Raw genomic sequence first — 17,605 nt, forward strand, 5'->3', positions numbered from 1 at the left:
CGGGCGGTCGTGGAGCGATGACGGGGGCATTTGGCAATGCGCTGAGTGCTTCATGGTTGATGGAGTTGATGACTGCGCAAGCCATCATGAGTGAAAAATCCATGGTTCTCTTCTATCGTTTGTTGCACCGACATGCGCCCTTTTGCCGGGGCAGCAGCTTACGGGCGACGGTCAATGGGGTTTTCCAGGGCGACTCATCCCGAACCGGTTTCGTCGACTTCCTGCAGACGACGTTATGGGGCGAGGGCAATCATGTCAGCAGCTGTGCCGCTCCCTGGTTTTCCTAGGACTGAGCGACCTACCTTCCCTATGGAAAGCCTGAATACGGCAGCGGAGAATTGAAGGCATGGGTCAGAGTGCAGAGTTTGGAAAATTCCTGAAGGCCATGCGGTCACGGTTGACGCCGGAGCAGGCCGGAATCAGCGCCAGTTCCGGTGCCCGCAGGGTCCCGGGCCTGCGCCGTGAAGAGATCGCCCGGCTGGCTGATGTGAGCACCGACTATTACACGAGGTTGGAGCAGGGCCGCAACATCCACCCCTCCCGATCGGTGCTTGACTCCGTGGCGCGGGCCCTGCACTTGGATCCGGGCGAGCATGCGCACATGATGGACCTTTTGCAGAATTGTGCCCTGTCCCAGCGTCCGCCCGTTTCCGGGCAGCGAGTACGGCCGGCCCTGCACCAGCTCCTCGACGCCGTGGGCAATGTGCCCGCCCTTATCCTTGGTCGACGCACTGATGTTCTGGCCGGAAACCGTCTCGCCATGCTCCTGCTTGCCGATTTCCCGGCAATGCCGGCAACGGAACGGAACCTGACCCGGTGGATCATCCTCGATCCGCTCGCACAATCGCTCTTCCGAGATTGGAAGACCGTAGCATCTGACGCAGTGGGATCCCTTCGCGTGGACATCGGGCGCCACCCCAACGACGCGCAAGCAAGTCAACTCGTTGGCGAACTCGCGGTGTCCAGCGAGCATTTCCGCAAGTGGTGGGCAGGGCACCGGGTGGCAAAAGCATCGGCGGGAATTGTTCGGCTCCACCATCCCGTCGTCGGGGACTTGGAACTGAACGTTGAAGACCTTGCACTACCCGACGATCCGGACCAGACGCTGAGGGTGTATTCCGCCCCGCCGGGTTCGTCCTCGGCGGATTCACTCGCGCTACTTGGAAGCTTTGGCGCCGGAACCGGCACTCCGGAAGCTGCACAAGCAACCGAAGAAAGGGGCGCGGCCGACGCCGGCAAAACCCCTGAATCCCGAACCTCCCCCTGAAGAAACCCCTGACCGTTTTCAGACAACTATCCAAGGAAATCAAGATTCATGAATTACAACCCCACGCAGCACCGCTATGACTCCATGCCATACCGAAGGGTCGGGCGAAGCGGTCTGAAGCTTCCGGCGGTCTCCCTGGGCCTCTGGCATAATTTCGGCGACGACAAGCCGTTTGAGACACAACGGGCAATCCTTCGGCGCGCTTTCGACCTCGGCGTCACGCACTTCGATCTGGCCAATAACTATGGTCCGCCCGGCGGCAGTGCCGAAACGAATTTCGGACGGCACCTCAGGGACGACTTCAAGCCCTACCGCGACGAACTCGTCATCTCCACGAAAGCGGGATACCACATGTGGCCCGGCCCGTACGGAGAATGGGGATCCAGGAAATACCTGCTCTCGAGCCTTGACCAGTCCCTGGAACGCATGGGACTGGACTACGTGGATATCTTCTACAGCCACCGCCCGGACCCGAGCACTCCCCTTGAGGAGACCATGGGAGCGCTCGACACCGCGGTTCGATCAGGCAGGGCGCTGTACGCGGGCATTTCCTCGTATTCCCCGGACAAGACGCTTGAGGCAGCCGCCATCCTCCGGGACCTTGGAACACCGTTGCTGATCCACCAGCCCTCGTACTCAATGCTCAACCGTTGGACCGAACACGGCGACCCCAACTTGTTCCAAGCCCTTGAGCAGGTGGGCGCAGGAGCCATCGCGTTCTCGCCCCTTGCGCAAGGATTGCTGACCTCCAGATACCTGCACGGCGTCCCAGAGGACTCCCGCGCAGCCGCAGGCAAGTCCCTGGTGGACACTCAGCTCTCTGAGGAGAACCTGGCCCGGATCCGGGGCCTCAATGAGATCGCGGCGCAGCGTGGGCAGACCCTCGCGCAGATGGCCATAGCGTGGGTGCTGCGCCCGCAAACCAAGGGAATCCCGGTTACATCGGCTCTGATCGGCGCCAGCAGCGTCAGGCAACTGGAAGACAATTTGGCGGCAACGTCGGGACCGGACTTCACCAACGATGAGTTGGACAGAATTGACCAATTCGCCGTCGAGTCCGACATCAACCTTTGGGCCAAGGCCCTCCAGGCCTAGGCTGTCCGGCTCGGTGAGTCACGCCGTCGTCGTCCATTCGATTGCGGGGAACAGCTCACCGGCGGCGGTCGGCACCACGGCGCCAGTCGCCGTCGAGTCGGGGTTCAGCATCCAACCGACCCGCTTGGCAGTGCTCAGCATGACAACGCTTTCGACGAGTTCGATCCCAGGAATGCGCTGTTGGATGGCGAGTTCCATCTCCATGATCTCGGCCAGCGAACGCAGCCACATGATGATCACAAAGTTGGTGCTCCCGGTGGTGGAGGCCGTGAACCTGACGTTCCTGACGGCGCGTAATTCGGCGGCCGCGGCCTCGTGCTGCCCTGCGGGAACATTCGCGAACCACTGGCACGTCATGGGATAGCCGGAGAATTGCTGGGCAATTTCGCAGCGGAAGGACAGCATCCGGCTCGCCAGCACGCGGCCGAGCTGCCGCTGCACCGTGGCAGGGTGACGCCCCAGGGCGCGTGCGATCTCCGCGGCGGAGGCCCGTCCATCCCGGGCGAGGAACGGTAGCAGTGCCATATGGCTCGCCGGCAGCGGGGTGACCTGTGCGTAGGGGGCGGATGGATTGAGTGCTTCCGGCCCTGCGAGGGCGCGCAGCGCCTGCTGCTCCGCCCGGCTCAGAACGTTGAGCCGCCACGCATAGCCACTAGTGTGAATCCGTGTGCAGAGCGAGGTCCGGTACTTGGTGAGCCCCCGGATTTCCTTGAGCTTGGGCAAAAGCCGGGTGCTGAACTCGTTCAGGTCCTGGGTGATCACGGTCAGCATGAGGTCCCGGTTGCTGGCGGCCTCCTCAACCGTGATGACCTCCGGAATCGCGGCAAGCGCGGCCGTGACCTCGGGCCTGAGGTGCATCTCGCAGTCCACGTCTATCAGTGCCAGGCAAGCATTCTTGGGATCGCCCATGAGGTGCGCAGTGGTCCAGGCTGCTCCGGACTCGCGCAGCCGATCCCATCGGGAGGCCAACGTGGTGGCGTGGACGTCCAGGACCTCGGCGGCGTCGGACCAACTGATCCGCGGCGAGATCTGGAGGGCATTGATCAGCCGGAGGTCCTCTTCACTGAGTTCCATCAGCGATCCTCTCCTAGGCGATGCGTGATTCCTGTTAATTCTGGCATGTTCCTGAATTTTTACAGGGCTTTGGAAGATTGTGAGGCCAATCACTCCACAATGGCTATAGCTACCTACCAAACGTTCAGGAAACAGGAGAACAGATGTCGATCGCCGCAGACGCCAAAGAGATGCAGGGAGAAATCGCCCGGTTCCGTCACGAGCTCCACCAGGAACCGGAAATCGGCCTGGACCTCCCGCGCACCCAAGAAAAGGTGCTCAAGGCGCTCGACGGACTCCCGTACGAAATCACCCTTGGCGAGAGCACGACGTCGGTCACGGCAGTCTTGCGCGGCGGCGCGCCGCACGCGTCAGCGGAGAAGCCAGCGGTGTTGCTCCGCGCCGACATGGACGGACTTCCCGTCCAAGAGCGCACCGGGGTCGAATTCTCCTCGAAGATCGACGGCGCCATGCACGCCTGCGGCCACGATCTCCACACGTCCATGCTCGCCGGAGCCGCAACCCTTCTGGCCGAGCGGCGCCATCAGCTGGCCGGCGACGTCGTCCTGATGTTCCAGCCGGGCGAAGAAGGGTTCGACGGCGCGGGCCACATGATCCGCGAAGGTGTCCTGGATGCCGCCGGCCGCCGCGTTGACGCCGCCTACGGCATGCACGTCTTCTCCTCCCTGGAGCCGTACGGTCAGTTCTGCACCAAGCCGGGAGTGATGATGAGCGCCTCGGACGGACTCTTCGTCACGGTCCTGGGTGCTGGCGGGCACGGATCGGCGCCCCACGCGGCCAAAGATCCCGTCACGGCAGCAGCAGAAATGGTGACGGCGTTGCAGGTCATGATCACCCGGCAGTTCAACATGTTCGATCCCGTAGTCCTGACCGTGGGCGTACTCCAGGCTGGTACCAAGCGCAACGTCATCCCGGAATCCGCGCGATTCGAAGCCACCATCCGCACGTTCTCGGAAGCTTCCCGCGACCGGATGATGACCGCCATCCCGCAGCTCCTCAAGGGCATCGCCTCCGCCCACGGCTTGGAAGTGGACGTCGACTACCGCGGCGAATACCCCATGACCGTCACTGACGAGGATGAGACGCACACCGCAGAGAACGTCATCTCCGGCATGTTCGGAGATTCGCGGCTCTCCCGCTGGGCCACGCCAATCAGTGGCTCGGAGGATTTCTCCCGGGTCCTGGCCGAAGTGCCGGGAACCTTCGTAGGCCTCAGCGCCGTACCGCGGGGAGTGGACCACGCCACCTCACCGTTCAACCACTCCCCCTACGCCACCTTCGACGACGGCGTCCTGTCAGACGGGGCGGCGCTCTACGCAGAGCTCGCGGTCTCCCGCATCGCCACCCTCGCCGCCGGCAACTAACCACCACCCCAGCCACTTGGAGCAAGACATGACCGCCACCGTAGGCGCTTCAGCCACCGTTCAGGTTCACAAGTCCCATCTGCGGACCCTCATTGGCACCGGCATCGGAAACGCCGTCGAATGGTACGACTGGGCTATTTACGCCACATTCTCGCCCTTCATTGCCAGTGCCCTCTTCAGCAGCGCCGACCCCACATCCGCGGTCCTCTCCACCTTGGCGATCTTCGCCGTCGGATTCGTGGCACGTCCTTTCGGTGGCTTCGTCTTTGGCTGGATCGGCGACAGGATCGGCCGCAAGACCTCCATGACGTTCGCCGTCGGCCTGGCGGCTTTCGGCAGCCTGTTGATCGGCATCGCGCCCACGTTCCAAGCTGTCGGGGCCCTGGCCTCGGTCATGCTCCTGGTGGCCCGCCTCATCCAGGGCCTCGCCCACGGTGGTGAGCTGCCGTCGTCGCAAACGTACCTGTCCGAAATGGCACCCAAGGAAAAGCGCGGCTTCTGGGCGACCCTCATTTACACCTCCGGCACCGCCGGCATCCTCGCCGGAACCCTGCTGGGCGCCATTCTGACCGGGGTGCTGAGCAAGGCCGACATGAACGCCTGGGGTTGGCGCGTGCCGTTCCTGGTGGGCGGCGCGCTCGGCATCTACGCCTTGGTCATGCGCGCCAAGATGAAGGAGACGGAGGCGTTCGAAGCCGAAGCGCCGAAAGAAAAGCGCGAGCCCATGTGGCCGCAGATCGTCAAGTACCGCAAGCAGGCCCTGCAGGTGATCGGCCTGACGGTCGGTCTCACCGTTGTCTACTACATTTGGGGCGTCGTGGCGCCAAGCTATGCGGCAACCGCCCTCAAGATGGACCGAGGAGAAGCCCTGTGGGCCGGCGTCATCGGCAACGTCGCGTTCATCGCTTCGCTCCCGTTCTGGGGCAAGCTCTCCGACCGCATCGGCCGCAAGCCCGTGCTGATCATGAGCTCTGCAGGTGCGGCGTTGCTGCACTTCCCCATGACGTGGCTCCTCAAGGATTCCCCGTGGCAGCTGGCCGTCAGCATGTCCGTGATGCTCTTCTTCATCGCCGGCAGCGCCTCGATTGTCCCGGCCGTGTACGCCGAGCTCTTCCCCACCAAGATCCGCACCGTGGGGGTCGGCGTCCCGTACTCCATCTGCGTCGCTGCCTTCGGCGGCACGGCCCCGTACCTGCAGACCTGGCTCGGCAGCATCGGGCAGGCCAACCTGTTCAATGTCTACGCGGTGCTCCTGCTTGCCGTCGGAATCGCGTTCGCCTTCATGATCCCCGAAACCAAGGGCAAGGACCTGACGCACTGACTCTCCCCGTTTGAACCCAACTGACTCGCAGTAAGTGTCGTTTTGAGCCCTCATAACGACACCTACTGCGAGTTAGTTGGGGTGGCGGTGGGGATCAGTTGGGTTGGCGGGACGGTCAGGTGAGCTGCGCGGAGATCTGCCGGGAGGCGGCCTCCGCGAGGCGCTTCAGGAAACCGTCGCCCTCGCCTACCACCTCGTCCACGGCACCATCTTCGAGCAGTGCCCGTGCTCCGATCCGTTGCCGGTCACTCAGCTCGCGTGCCAGGGACGTGTCCCCGTGCACGATGATGCTGGCACCTTCCGGGGGCAGCGGCGCGAGCCAGGCGTGCTCGGCCGCCACCGTGCGGCGAGCCGCAGCGAGGGCGAGCGCACCACCGCCGGTCCCCTCGCCGAGGAGCACGGCAACGCTTGGCACGGTAAGTCCGAGGATTCCCGAAATGCAATCAGCGATCCCGCCCGCAATTGCGGACTCCTCGGCGCGGACGGAAAGCTCGGCCCCAGGAGTATCCACCACCGTCACGAGCGGCAGCCGAAGTTCCTCCGCGAGGCGCATTCCCCGTCGGGCCTGGGCCAAACCCGCCGCGTCAAGGACGTTCCCCGCCCGCTGGGCGGCGCGGTCCTGGCCAACGACGACGACGGGCCGGCCCTCGAGTTCGGCCAGCACGACGGCGGTGCTCGCCGAAGCTGCCCCCGACCCGTGCCGTGCAAGCGCACGAGGCGGCCAAACCCGCCGTCGAGCAGCTCCGCCAGCCCGGGACGCCCGGCGTCGCGGGTCCGGAGGACAGAATCCCAAGCGGGACCGTCACTTTCCGCGCAGTTACTCGTGGGCCGTGGGGTCACGACGCCTTCCCATGCCCCCAGGCCGGCAAGAATACCCAGCACCTCGGCGGCAACGTTCCTGAATCCCGCAGCGTCCAAGACGGCGTCGACGGTTCCTTGGGCGAGGAGATGCTCACTGCGCTGGATCCCTTCGGGAAACTCCTGCCCGGTGAGTCCGGCGTAAACCTTGGGACCCAGGAAGCCAACCAGTCCACCCGGCTCCGCCACCGTGACGTGGCCCAATGATCCCCACGAGGCGAACACGCCGCCCGTGGTCGGGTGCCGCAGGTAGGCCAGATAGGGCAGGCCGAGACCCTTGAAAGCCGTGAGCGCCTCCGTGATCCGCACCATCTGCAGGAAAGCGAGGGTGCCTTCCTGCATGCGCGTGCCCCCTGACGCTGGAGCCGCAACGAGGGGTAGCCGACGGCGGCCCGCCTCTTCGATTGCCGCAATGATCCGCTCCGCGGCGGCCCGGCCGATCGAACCGCCAAGGAAGGCGAACTCGCTCGCCAGGACGGCCACGGGCTGTCCATCCAGCGTCCCCTCACCGGTGAGCACGGACTCGTCGGTACCGCTGCGTTCCCGGGCCCGGGCCAGGTCCGCGAGGTAGGCCGCGTCTGCCTCCGGCGGGGCCGAGACAGGTCGGTCCCAACTGCGGAAACTGCCGGCGTCGAGGAGCTGTTCGAGAAATGCCGCCCCGCCGAGCCGTCGCCGCGGCTGGCCGCTCGCGTTCCCGGCCGCGCTGGATTCCGGCCGCCGCGCGGCCTCCGCGACGGCCGTCATGACGCCCCCGAGCCGAGCAGAGCACCGCCGTCGAGCAACGCGGCCTCGTCGAGCCATGCCCGAACCGCGTCGTCGTGCTCTCCGAGCCTCGGCGGCGCAGAGTGCCGCAACCTGGTGGTCTCGGTGCCGTCCGGCTGGAAGAAGCGCAGGGGCGATCCCGGCACTTCGATGCGTCCCAGCGTGGGATGCTGCAGTTCGACCGCGAGGTGCTGGCTCCGCGCCTGTTCCCAGGCGAAGACTTCGTCGAGGGAACGGACTCGGCCGCCCGGCACCCCGGCCGCCTCAAGCCGCGCGAGCAGCTCTTCGGCGTCGGACCCCGAAAACGCCGCTTCGATCGTTTCGATCAGCTCGACCCGGTGGGCTACCCGGGACTGGTTGTCCCGCCAGCGCTCGTCCTCGGTACTGAGGCCGAACCCGGCCGCGAAACGGCGCCACAGGCCTTCGGATCCCACGGCAATCTGCACCGCGCCGTCCGCACAGCGGAACAGCCCATACGGCGCGATCGAGGGATGGTGGTTGCCTTGTGCCTGCGGCACTTCGCCGCCCACTGTCCAGCGTGTGCCTTGGAAAGCGAGCACACTGACGATCGAGGACAGCAGGGAGGTCCGAACCACTTGGCCGCGCCCCGTCCGCTCACGTTCCAGGAGTGCTGCCAGCACACCGTAGGCGCCATGGATTCCTGCCAGGACATCTCCAATCGGCACGCCGACCCGTTGAGGGTCGCCGGGACCTGACCCCGTGAGGGACATCAGCCCAGCTTCGCCCTGGGCAATCTGGTCGTAGCCGGCACGGTGTCCTTCCGGCCCGTCATGGCCGAATCCGCTGATCGCGAGGACCACCAGCCTGGGATTCAACTCTTCGAGGCTCGCAGGGTCAAAACCCAGCCGGTCCAAGGTCCCCGGACGGAAGTTCTCCACGAGCACATCAGCCCGGCGCAGCAACTCCCGCAGGGCAGCTTTGCCTTCCGTTGCTTTGAGGTCCAACCGGATGGACTCCTTGTTCCGGTTGCACGAAAGGAAGTAGGTCGACTCGCGGCCCTCGGGAGTGTCCACGAAGGGCGGCCCCCAACCTCGGGTGTCGTCCCCGCCGTCGGGATTCTCCACTTTGATGACGCGGGCGCCGAGGTCGCCGAGCATCATGCCGGCGTGCGGACCTGCAAGGGCCCGGGAGAGGTCGACGACGAGCTTGCCCGCGAGCGGTCCCTCGGACTGTTGCTCGTGGCCCTGCTCGTGGCCCGGGGCGCCCTGGTGAATCATGCTTCGACCCCAACGGTGCTGTGTCCTTCAACCGCACTGTGTCCTTTAGCCGCGCTGTGTCCCTCAACCGCAAGGTGCTCCGGAGCTGGCTGCGCGTCGTCGTCCGTTCCTTCAGCGGCTGCGTTCGGATTGCGGCGACGGCGGATAAGCTCGCCGACGGCCAGCACCACGAGGTTCGGGACGAGGGCGATGAGGCCCGAATCGACGCCGCCCGTCGGGATGTTGCCGAAGGTAATGACCGCCACAGTGAGCGTGCCGACGATGATGCCAAGGTTGACCGGAACGGCACCGATGCGCACCTTCCGGCCGATTGCGATGGCGACGGCGGGAGCGAGCTGGGTGAGGCCGCCGTACGTGAGCAGGAGCAGCGCGCCGATGTCCGACTTCGCGAGCCCGAAGGCCAGGGCGAGTCCGACGGCGACGGCGACCACCACGTGGTTGATCCGGAAGCGCAGCTTGGGGTTCTTCACGGACAACAGGTTGTTCGAGACCAGCGAGGAGATGCCCATGGCGATTGCGCCTGCCGGGACCATGGCGGCCGCGGCCCCACCGATCGCGATCACCGCGATAAGCGGCTCAGGCAGGGTGTGCTGGGCAACGCTCAGCAGGACCTGGTTGCCCTTGGTCTTGGGGTCCAGGATCAGGGTTGCCGCAATGCCGGCTGTGATCGGGATGAGCAGCAGGAACTGGTAGACCGCGAGCCACTTGACGTTGTCCCGAAGCACGGCACCGCTCTTCGCGGCAAGGACCGGCGGCCACAGGTGCGGGAAGGTATTGAGGCCGGCCCCGATGCTGGTAACGATCACCGAGGTCACCCAGAAGGTCGCGTCGAAGCCCGGCCGGCTGATGGTGAGGTAGCTCGGGGCAGAGTCCATGACCTTGGCGAAGATATCCGGGATGCCACCGATGCCTGCGACGACGCCGGCCAACACGATGACGAGTGCGGCGAGCATGGCAAAGTCCTTGAAGACCGCTACCTTGGCGAGGCCGCGAATACCTGCCCAGATGACGAAGACCACCACGAGCACGCTCGCCACGGCCATGCTGTAGCCGCGGGCGGATTCACTGCCGGTAGCAAGCTGGACGATCAAGCCGAGGCCCGTGATCTGCAGCTGCAGGTAAGGGATGAGGAAAACGGCACCCACAAGTGCCACGGTTTTGCCCAGGGCCTTGCTCTTGAACCGGTCCTTGAAGAAGTCCGCCATGGTCAGGTATCCGCGGTTCGCACCAAGCTGGCGCTGGCGGGGGACAACGAAGTACTGGACGATGCAGGTGATGGTCAGGTAGGCGACGGCGAAGAGCGCGGCCACGCCGCCTCCGAAGGCGATTCCGGCGAGGCCGAGGAAGCTGAAAGTGGTTAGCGACTCGCCTGCCTGGAGGAACCAACTGGTCCAGCGGGGCAAATCCCGCTTGCCGACAGTCCAGCTGGAGAGTTCGGTCTGGCGTCGGCGGCCCGCGACACCGAGGGCGCCGATCCCGACAATTCCGATGATGATGGCGACTGTAAGCATCAGTGGGCCCCTGTTTCGTTCGTGCTAATGGCTCCGCTGGTTGTGGCAGCGCGTGCCAAGGCGCTTTGCTCGGCTTCGAGACGATCGAGTTCGGCACCGCCTTCACGGAGGTACGTGCGCTCGATAATCTGCAGGGCAATGATCGTGGCGATGATCATGAGCGCCATCCAGACGATCGCCGAGGGGAGCCCCAGCCACAGGGTGGGTGTGGAAACGAAGGGAAGGAAGGGTGTGATGATCATGCCGACGATGGGGACTGAGGCAATGGTCAATCTCTTGGGGGATGCCAGGGTAGTGCTCATAGAACTGCAGCTCCTTGGGGGCGAACGGATGAGCAAGAGGAGATCTTCTCGAAGGCTGAAGCCAGGCGGAGGAGGCGGGCGTCCCTCCCTCGTGCCCCCACCATTTGGATGCCTACGGGAAGTCCGGCGGGGGTGAATCCGGCCGGAACCGACAGGGCGGGGAGGCCCAGCGGGGTGAACAGGTACGGGGCACGCATCCAGTCGAGGTAGTTCTGGAGCTGTTGCCCCTCGATCTCGGTGGGGTATTCGAGATCGACGTCGAACGGGACAACCTGGGACGCGGGCGCGATCACCAGGTCGTAACGCTCAAAGAATTCGGCCGCCTTACGGATCAGGCGGGTCATGCCTTCCTCGGCGCGGACAACATCGCGGCCACTCAGCAGGCTGCCTTCGCGAATGTTGCCGGCCAGGAAGTGGTTGAAGGCATCGGGTTCCGCGGCAAGCTGATCGCCCCACATCGAGTCGAAAGAGGCGGCGCGCAGCACGCGGAACACTTGCTCGGAACCGTCGAGGTCCGGGCAATCCAACTCAACATGAGCACCGAGGGCCGCGAGGGCCTCGGCCTGCGGCTCAATGACGTCGAGAACTTCTCGGCTCACCGGGATCCGTCCGCCGAGCGTCGGCGCGAAGGCAATGCGCAGACCTGCAAAATCCGCTGGTGACGGATCGGTGGCAGGGCTTGCCGGCTCAGGCAGAAGCAATGAGTGGGGGTCGTCGGACGAAGCTCCTGTCATGACCGAAAACAACAGCGCAGCGTCGGCTGCCGTGCGGCCCATGGGTCCTGCCACGCCCAGCGGGAAAAAGACGTTGTTGCCGTCCGTGTTGGGGACCATGCCGGGGGTGGGACGCAGGCCGACCACATTGCAGAACGACGCCGGGTTGCGCAGGGAGCCGCCCATGTCGCTTCCATCGGCGATCGGCTGGAAGCCCGCTGCCAGGGCAGCTGCCGCACCGCCACTGCTGCCACCGGCAGATTTGCCAGGGTCATAGGGGTTGCGCGTTGCGCCGAAGACGCGGTTGAAGGTGTGTGATCCCGCCGCGAACTCGGGGACGTTGGTCTTGCCTACACGGATGGCACCGGCATCGAGGATGCGCTGGACGTGCAGATCGTTTTCCGCCGGAACGTGGTCCCGGAATTGCGGGTGGCCGAAGGTGGTGCGCATCCCCGCGGTATTAGCTGTGTCCTTGAAGCTGATGGGCAGGCCGTGGAGCGGCCCCACCGGTTCACCAGCCTCGATCTTTCGATCGGCTTCCGCTGCGGCCGCCCTGGCGCCCTCCTCGTCGAGGGTCACCACGGCGTTGATCAACGGGTTGAGCTTGTCGATCTGTTCGAGGTGCGCCTCGAGGACCTCCGTGGCCGACACCTCCCGGGAGCGCAGGAGCGCGGCGAGCTCCACTGCTCCGCGGTATATCAAATCGTTTGTCATGATTCATCAAGCCTTCGTTTGGTTTCCTTTTGAGTCACTTCTTTGCCTCAAGTGGAATTAATGAACCACCATAGTGTGATGAATCACATTTGGCTAGAGGTGTCCACAAGGTTTCTTGGCGCGAGCGGGATCCAGTTCAGGGCAGCGGGAACCCAGGAGGGACAGACAACGGAAGAAATCGGGCGGAAGAGATCGCAGAAGGGACTGCGGAAAAGCCGAAGGAACGGCCTATGAAACGGCCTATGGAACGCTCGTGGCTGGCCCCGGAGGGCTCCTGAAATCCTTAGTCGCGGGGAGGCGTGCGCACGCCACCGCGCTTGTAGGACCGAACAACGAGGGAGCTGCGGACTGCTTGGGCGCGTGCGGCCCACGGAGAGACAGTGAGGAAATCGCGCAGTTCATTCAAACTCGCGAGGGTAACGTTGGCCATGAGCTGGAATTCGCCCATTGCCATGACCGCGTAGCGGACCCCGGGCGCTTCAGCGAGCAGACGGCCCACCTCGACGGCGTCGGACGGAGCGGTGCGCACCCAGACCACGGCTTCCACCGGAAGGCCGATGTCCACGGGCTCCACGATCGCCCGGACGCTCAGCGTGCCCTCCTCAAGAAGCGTATTGAGCCGCCGGCGCACAGCCGGGGCGGAAAGCCCCACGGCCTCCCCCAACTCGGCGACCGGAACGCGGCCGTCAGCCACGAGGATCTGCACGAGGTTCGAGTCGACGTCGTCGAGCACTCCGCTCGCGCTCGGACGGGACGGAGGAGGCGGCACCTCCTGGAGCGCGGCAGTTTCCTCCGCGGTGACCGGACCGGGGTGCCATTCGGCCACAGTGCGGAAGTACTCCATGACGGGCGAAGCGCTCACCTGCACCACGCCGTCGAGGGCTGGCAGTTCCTCGAGCACAAGGCTCGAGAGGCGTCCCGGGCGCGCCTGCACTTCGAAAAGGAGACGCGTGGGGCCGGTCAGCGCATAGACGAAAATCGCGTCCGGGTCGCGCGAAAGTTCCTCAGCGATGCCCACCAAGCGCGAAGGCTCGCACTGGACTTCCACAAGGTGGGTGGGGCCGAGCGTCACCAGGCCGGCCACGCGCACGATGCTCGAATCGAGCAGTGCGATGCCACGACGGGTCACGGTACTGAAGGGCTCGCCCAGCACTTCGGCGATCCGGCGCCAGGAGGCGCGACCGTTGACCTGGAGGGCACCGACAATCCGCCGATCGAGTCCGTCCAGCTCGCGCGAAGGTGCCAGCATGACCATGTACCCGATTATGCCGCCTCACCGGACAAAACCTGTCCCGCGCCGCCCCGGCCCTTAGCCGACGTAACGGTTCCGGCCGGCGCGGAAGCCGAAGAAAGCAGCCAACGAACCCACCACAAGGAACAGGATGCCGGCCGCCGCGAAACCGCCCGTCGCTTGGTGCAACTGCCCGACCATCAGCGTTCCGGTAGACCCCAGCCCGTAGCCGACGCCCTGCATCATGCCGGAAAGGTGCGCCGCGGTGTGAGAGTCGCGCGTACGCAGCATGATCATGGTCAGAGCCACTGCCGTGAGGCTGCCCTGGCCCAGGCCCAGCAGCCCGGTCCAGACCCAGATCAGTTCCGTGGGGCCGAAGATGCTCAGGGCGAAGCCACCGCCGGTCATGAGCGCCACCACAGTGTTGATGACGCGCTGATCCTTGAAACGGGCGGCCAGCCCCGGCGCCAGGAATGAACCGAGCATCTGCAGCACAATCGACACGGACACGATCAAGCCGGCCGTCCCGCCGTCGATCCCCCGATCACGCAGAATCGGCGCCAACCAGGCGAACACGCTGAAGGACATCATCGCCTGCAACACCATGAAGATGGTGACCTCCCAGGCGACCGCGGAACGCCAGACGTTCGCACCGCCGTCGGCGGCGTTGTGCCGGACGGGATGCTGGCGGAGCGCCAGCGGCAAGAAGAGCAAAAGTACGACGGCGGCGGGCAGCGCCCAGAACCACAGCGCCGAGGTCCAGTGCCCGGCAGCCGTGAACACGGGGTAGGTGAAACCGGCACCCAACGCGGCGGAGGCGCAGATCGCCGTCGTGTAGAGACCGCCCATGAGCCCAAGCCGATGCGGGAAGTCGCGCTTGACCACGCCGGGCAACAGCACGTTGCATAGCGCGATCGCGGCGCCGCACGCTGCCGTTCCGGCGAGTAGGGCGGGCAAGTGCCCGGCACCGGGGAGGTCCACGGGACGGAGCAGCAGCCCCGCTGTTAGCACGGCCATAGCGCCGAGCAAAACCCTCTCGGCACCGAAACGGCGGGCAAGGATCGGCGCCAGCGGCGCGAAGACGCCCAACAAAGTCACTGGCGCGGTGGTGAGCACCACCACAGCCCAGCCCGGCAGTCCGGCGTCGGCGGTAACTTCCGGAAGGACCGCCGAAAAGCTCGAGAACACGGTCCGCAGGTTCAGGCCGATGAGCACCAGGCAGATCCCCAGGAAGACCAGTCCACGTCGAGTCTTGACCTGCGTGGGTTCGGCGGCGGGAACCTCATCGATCTCAGCATCGACGAGGACATCCGGAACGACGGAATGCGGCTTGGTGTTCTTGGAAGCGCTTGAACCGGGGGTCACCAACCCATTCTGGCAGTTTGTCCTTATACGCCGACTCCGCGGCGGGGCTTTGACAGCGCGACGGTATTCTGGAGGGGATGAGTGAAACCCCAGAATCCCCTGAAACACCGCAGTCTTCGCGCCCCGTGACCCCAGGCAGCCAGGCCTCCTTCGGCACGTATGGCGGCCGGCCGGTCAGTTTCGTGCGCCGCGGGACACGCCTTCAGGGCCGCCGCCAGGCCGCATGGGAAGAACATTCGGACCGTTGGGCCATCCAGGTTCCACGCCATGTCGCCAACACTTCGGTGCACCCGGATTACGTGTTCGACGCCGAAGCGGAGTTTGGGCGCAAGGCACCGCTGATCGTTGAAATCGGTTCGGGACTCGGCGACGCTGTGTGCCATGCGGCGGAGGAAAACCCGGACAAGGATTTCCTCGCCGTTGAGGTCTACACCCCTGGGCTTGCCAACACCATGATCAAGATCAACAGCCGCGGCCTCAGCAACGTCCGCGTGGTGGAAGCCAACGCCCCCGAGGTGCTGGCGACCATGCTGCCCGTGGGCTCGGTCAGCGAGCTCTGGGTCTTTTTCCCCGACCCCTGGCACAAGTCCCGGCACCACAAGCGCCGCCTCATCCAGCCAGCGTTCGCCGAGCTCGCGGCGCGGTCCCTCAAGAAGGGTGGCCTGTGGCGGATCGCCACCGACTGGTCCAACTATGCCATCCACGTCCGCGAAGTCCTCGCCGGCTCCACCGAGTTTGAAAACCTGCACGACGGCGAGCGGACCGGCGCGGAAAGCCCCCTCACCCAGGTGTGGGAATCCGGAGTCGAATCCATGGTGGGCGGGGCACCCGTCAAGGAAGGCCGCGCCCCGGTCAGCACCGAGCACACTGGCCCCAACGAGGGAGTGGACCACGTGGGCGGATGGGCTCCGCGCTTCGATGGCCGGATCCGCACGAGCTTCGAAAACAAGGCCCACGAGGCCGGACGCATGATCTTCGACCTCAGCTACCGCAGGATCTAGCCAGGGGTTCAGGCGTCCGCTGTTGGAAAATTAGCCTGATCATAGGCGACATACCGGGGCCTATTGGGCCGGGCACTCCTGTAGCTATCCCTACCCGACACGTAACTGACCAACTCAATGAGACCGGACAGGCGAACTTCTTCCTTGCCTTTAAGTGCCTCGGGAAGCATTCCACTGGCGGCACCAGAAGGAGGATTCAACCTACGCATAGAGTCGCGCACTGCCCCTGCAGATCGTTGCCGAAGGGGCAGTGCGGGCAGGCGCTATGCTAGGTCCGAGGCGGCGCGGTGAGGGGCGATTTCGCCAAGTGTCCAGCCATCGGAATCCGTGCTTTGGCTGCCGTGATCCGCCCTAAAATCAGCACCAACACCAGAGCGATGACCACGGGCACGCATACTGAGAGAACGATGATCCTGGTATCCACGCCGAGTCCAATGAGGACGCCGCCGAAGATCGGGCCGACAACCGATCCGAGTCGGCCCAGTGAAGCCGCCCAGCCGACGCCGGCGGTCAGCGTTGCTTGGCGGTACAGCGTCACTGCCACCGCGGCCTGGCCGATCATACCCGCCTGAAGTCCGAGGCCGACGCCACCGAAGACCAGCAGTAGCAGCGCTTTGTCCGGACCGAGGAATGCAGAGATGGCTAGGAACGCGATCGCCGCTGCGGAGGTTCCAGCCAGGACCGACGTCATCCGGAATCGGCGCGATCCTAGGATTAGTACGCAGGCACCGATGATGCTTCCTATGCCCAGGGCCGCCGATCCCAGCGGTGCCAGACTGGTGCTGAAGCCGTAGCTGGTGAGCAGGGTCGGCAACCACGACGAGAACACGTAGAACACCGCGAAGATGAGGAACGAAAAAGCCCACAGGAGAAGCGTTCTGCTTCGTACAGAAGCATCGAACAGACGCGCAACCGATGCATGATGCTTGGCCTCGGCCGCGTCGTTGGGCGTGCTCGATACGTGGCTACCGGACAGTCCGAACCACAGGAACGGCAGAAGTACAGCAGAAGCGATAGCTCCGATAATGAACACCCATTGCCACCCGAACGCGCCCACGATACCGCGCCCGGCCAGCCCTGCGATGAGAGCCCCGAGCGAGATGCCCGTCATCACTACCACCGCAATCGATTGACGCATACGACCAGGATTGACTGCGGTCGCATGGGAGACAGCGGCCGGCAGCACGGCACCCAGTCCCAGGCCGGTTACGAAACGTAGAATCGTCAGCTCCACAATCGAACCCGACCACGCTGTCAGCAGCGAACCCAGGGTGAACACCACGACCGCCGAAAAAATGACGTTTCTAGTGCCCAGCTTGGCCACGAGGCGCCCTACCGCCAGATACCCCAGAGCGACTCCAGCGCTGGTCAGTGCGAGCGCAGGAGTGAAGTGCGAGGGTTGAACACCCCAGTTCTTAGCGATCGCCGGTATGGACAGGCCCAACGCGACCGTGTCGTATCCATCGAGCACTACCGCGGTACATGCGAGACAAAGTACCCACCAATTCGGTTTGGTCTCTTCCTTCTTGGGTTCGCTCATCGTGTCCATCGGACATCCTTAAGGTTGTGAGGGCTTCGAATGCAGTCTCGAAGCGGGGGCATGCCAACGTCATCGGTGGCTCGCCATTCAAGGCCGTGGACGAGGCGCACGCGTCGCAGGCTACGTCACGGCGTTCCCCGTTCAAGCCTGACACGTGCTCTCTGTCGGCCCAGCCACAGAAGCGGACTGGCGAAGTGCGCAAGTGTGATGGAGATCATGGCACTGCGTTAGTTTTATCTCCTTAGTGCT

At 64.8% G+C, this 17,605-nt stretch carries 15 protein-coding genes and 1 pseudogene; 6 read left to right on the forward strand and 10 right to left on the reverse strand.

Going from position 1 to position 17,605, the window contains the following annotated elements:
• Positions 1 to 17 precede the first annotated feature (17 nt).
• Genes ACX5I4_RS18925 through mgrA form a run of 3 tightly spaced genes read left to right on the forward strand, consistent with a single transcriptional unit; the run spans position 18 to position 2,362 of the window.
• The gene (locus ACX5I4_RS18925) at positions 18 to 287 is read left to right on the forward strand and encodes a hypothetical protein (RefSeq protein ID WP_461838016.1); all 270 of its coding nucleotides are present in this window, start codon (positions 18 to 20) and stop codon (positions 285 to 287) included.
• A 59-nt stretch (positions 288 to 346) separates the two neighbouring features.
• Positions 347 to 1,267 (forward strand): helix-turn-helix transcriptional regulator, encoded by a 921-nt coding sequence (locus ACX5I4_RS18930; RefSeq protein WP_461838017.1) that lies wholly within the window; start codon positions 347 to 349, stop codon positions 1,265 to 1,267.
• Between the two features lie 48 nt (positions 1,268 to 1,315).
• On the forward strand, positions 1,316 to 2,362 hold the full coding sequence (gene mgrA, locus ACX5I4_RS18935; RefSeq protein WP_461838018.1) for an L-glyceraldehyde 3-phosphate reductase: 1,047 nt from the start codon (positions 1,316 to 1,318) through the stop codon (positions 2,360 to 2,362).
• Positions 2,363 to 2,380: 18 nt separating this feature from the next.
• Here the strand turns inward: mgrA and ACX5I4_RS18940 are convergent, their stop codons facing one another.
• Positions 2,381 to 3,436 (reverse strand): Lrp/AsnC family transcriptional regulator, encoded by a 1,056-nt coding sequence (locus ACX5I4_RS18940; protein ID WP_461838019.1) that lies wholly within the window; start codon positions 3,434 to 3,436, stop codon positions 2,381 to 2,383.
• A 143-nt stretch (positions 3,437 to 3,579) separates the two neighbouring features.
• On the opposite strand from ACX5I4_RS18940, the gene ACX5I4_RS18945 reads away from it, so the two are divergent.
• Together ACX5I4_RS18945 and ACX5I4_RS18950 are read left to right on the forward strand one after the other, a co-directional pair.
• Positions 3,580 to 4,800 (forward strand): M20 metallopeptidase family protein, encoded by a 1,221-nt coding sequence (locus tag ACX5I4_RS18945; protein WP_461838020.1) that lies wholly within the window; start codon positions 3,580 to 3,582, stop codon positions 4,798 to 4,800.
• 28 nt (positions 4,801 to 4,828) lie between these two features.
• Positions 4,829 to 6,121, forward strand: coding sequence for an MFS transporter (locus ACX5I4_RS18950; RefSeq protein WP_461838021.1), 1,293 nt, complete (start codon positions 4,829 to 4,831; stop codon positions 6,119 to 6,121).
• A 115-nt stretch (positions 6,122 to 6,236) separates the two neighbouring features.
• Here the strand turns inward: ACX5I4_RS18950 and ACX5I4_RS18955 are convergent, their stop codons facing one another.
• From ACX5I4_RS18955 to ACX5I4_RS18990, 8 genes and pseudogenes are all read right to left on the reverse strand, one after another.
• Complete coding sequence (locus ACX5I4_RS18955; RefSeq protein ID WP_461838022.1) at positions 6,237 to 6,785, reverse strand: carboxyl transferase domain-containing protein; 549 nt, start codon at positions 6,783 to 6,785, stop codon at positions 6,237 to 6,239.
• A gap of 371 nt (positions 6,786 to 7,156) precedes the next feature.
• Positions 7,157 to 7,780: pseudogene (locus ACX5I4_RS18960) on the reverse strand (carboxyl transferase domain-containing protein); the annotation flags it as partial.
• Positions 7,720 to 8,979: a CaiB/BaiF CoA transferase family protein gene (locus ACX5I4_RS18965; protein ID WP_461838023.1), complete on the reverse strand. Its 1,260-nt coding sequence runs from the start codon at positions 8,977 to 8,979 to the stop codon at positions 7,720 to 7,722. The gene ACX5I4_RS18965 and the pseudogene ACX5I4_RS18960, both read right to left, overlap by 61 nt.
• The gene (locus tag ACX5I4_RS18970) at positions 8,976 to 10,490 is read right to left on the reverse strand and encodes a sodium:solute symporter family protein (RefSeq protein WP_461838024.1); all 1,515 of its coding nucleotides are present in this window, start codon (positions 10,488 to 10,490) and stop codon (positions 8,976 to 8,978) included. The genes ACX5I4_RS18965 and ACX5I4_RS18970 overlap by 4 nt, the downstream gene beginning before the upstream one ends.
• On the reverse strand, positions 10,490 to 10,792 hold the full coding sequence (locus tag ACX5I4_RS18975) for a hypothetical protein (protein ID WP_461838025.1): 303 nt from the start codon (positions 10,790 to 10,792) through the stop codon (positions 10,490 to 10,492). The genes ACX5I4_RS18970 and ACX5I4_RS18975 overlap by 1 nt, the downstream gene beginning before the upstream one ends.
• Entirely contained in the window at positions 10,789 to 12,219 is a 1,431-nt protein-coding gene (locus tag ACX5I4_RS18980; protein ID WP_461838026.1) for an amidase, read from the reverse strand. Before ACX5I4_RS18980 ends, ACX5I4_RS18975 begins: the two co-directional genes overlap by 4 nt.
• Before the next feature lie 283 nt (positions 12,220 to 12,502).
• Complete coding sequence (locus tag ACX5I4_RS18985) at positions 12,503 to 13,474, reverse strand: Lrp/AsnC family transcriptional regulator (RefSeq protein ID WP_461838027.1); 972 nt, start codon at positions 13,472 to 13,474, stop codon at positions 12,503 to 12,505.
• 54 nt (positions 13,475 to 13,528) lie between these two features.
• Positions 13,529 to 14,815: an MFS transporter gene (locus ACX5I4_RS18990; RefSeq protein WP_461838028.1), complete on the reverse strand. Its 1,287-nt coding sequence runs from the start codon at positions 14,813 to 14,815 to the stop codon at positions 13,529 to 13,531.
• 77 nt (positions 14,816 to 14,892) lie between these two features.
• Between ACX5I4_RS18990 and trmB the strand changes: the two genes are divergently transcribed.
• Positions 14,893 to 15,816 carry a tRNA (guanosine(46)-N7)-methyltransferase TrmB gene (gene trmB / locus ACX5I4_RS18995; RefSeq protein WP_461838029.1) on the forward strand — a complete coding sequence of 308 codons (924 nt, stop codon included), beginning with the start codon at positions 14,893 to 14,895 and terminating at the stop codon, positions 15,814 to 15,816.
• A 268-nt stretch (positions 15,817 to 16,084) separates the two neighbouring features.
• On the opposite strand, the gene ACX5I4_RS19000 is transcribed toward trmB, so the two are convergent.
• Positions 16,085 to 17,365, reverse strand: a complete 1,281-nt coding sequence (locus tag ACX5I4_RS19000) for an MFS transporter (RefSeq protein WP_461838030.1) — start codon at positions 17,363 to 17,365, stop codon at positions 16,085 to 16,087.
• Positions 17,366 to 17,605: the final 240 nt, after the last annotated feature.

The organism is Arthrobacter sp. MMS24-S77 (assembly GCF_054888235.1).

Coding starts and splice junctions, on each gene's coding strand:
- ACX5I4_RS18925 (WP_461838016.1), top strand. CDS start 18: ATGACGGGGGCATTTGGCAATGCGCTGAGTGCTTCATGGTTGATGGAG.
- ACX5I4_RS18945 (WP_461838020.1), top strand. CDS start 3,580: ATGTCGATCGCCGCAGACGCCAAAGAGATGCAGGGAGAAATCGCCCGG.
- ACX5I4_RS18980 (WP_461838026.1), bottom strand. CDS start 12,219: ATGACAAACGATTTGATATACCGCGGAGCAGTGGAGCTCGCCGCGCTC.
- ACX5I4_RS18970 (WP_461838024.1), bottom strand. CDS start 10,490: ATGCTTACAGTCGCCATCATCATCGGAATTGTCGGGATCGGCGCCCTC.
- ACX5I4_RS18975 (WP_461838025.1), bottom strand. CDS start 10,792: ATGAGCACTACCCTGGCATCCCCCAAGAGATTGACCATTGCCTCAGTC.
- ACX5I4_RS19000 (WP_461838030.1), bottom strand. CDS start 17,365: ATGGACACGATGAGCGAACCCAAGAAGGAAGAGACCAAACCGAATTGG.
- ACX5I4_RS18965 (WP_461838023.1), bottom strand. CDS start 8,979: ATGATTCACCAGGGCGCCCCGGGCCACGAGCAGGGCCACGAGCAACAG.
- ACX5I4_RS18985 (WP_461838027.1), bottom strand. CDS start 13,474: ATGGTCATGCTGGCACCTTCGCGCGAGCTGGACGGACTCGATCGGCGG.
- ACX5I4_RS18940 (WP_461838019.1), bottom strand. CDS start 3,436: ATGGAACTCAGTGAAGAGGACCTCCGGCTGATCAATGCCCTCCAGATC.
- mgrA (WP_461838018.1), top strand. CDS start 1,316: ATGAATTACAACCCCACGCAGCACCGCTATGACTCCATGCCATACCGA.
- ACX5I4_RS18950 (WP_461838021.1), top strand. CDS start 4,829: ATGACCGCCACCGTAGGCGCTTCAGCCACCGTTCAGGTTCACAAGTCC.
- trmB (WP_461838029.1), top strand. CDS start 14,893: ATGAGTGAAACCCCAGAATCCCCTGAAACACCGCAGTCTTCGCGCCCC.
- ACX5I4_RS18930 (WP_461838017.1), top strand. CDS start 347: ATGGGTCAGAGTGCAGAGTTTGGAAAATTCCTGAAGGCCATGCGGTCA.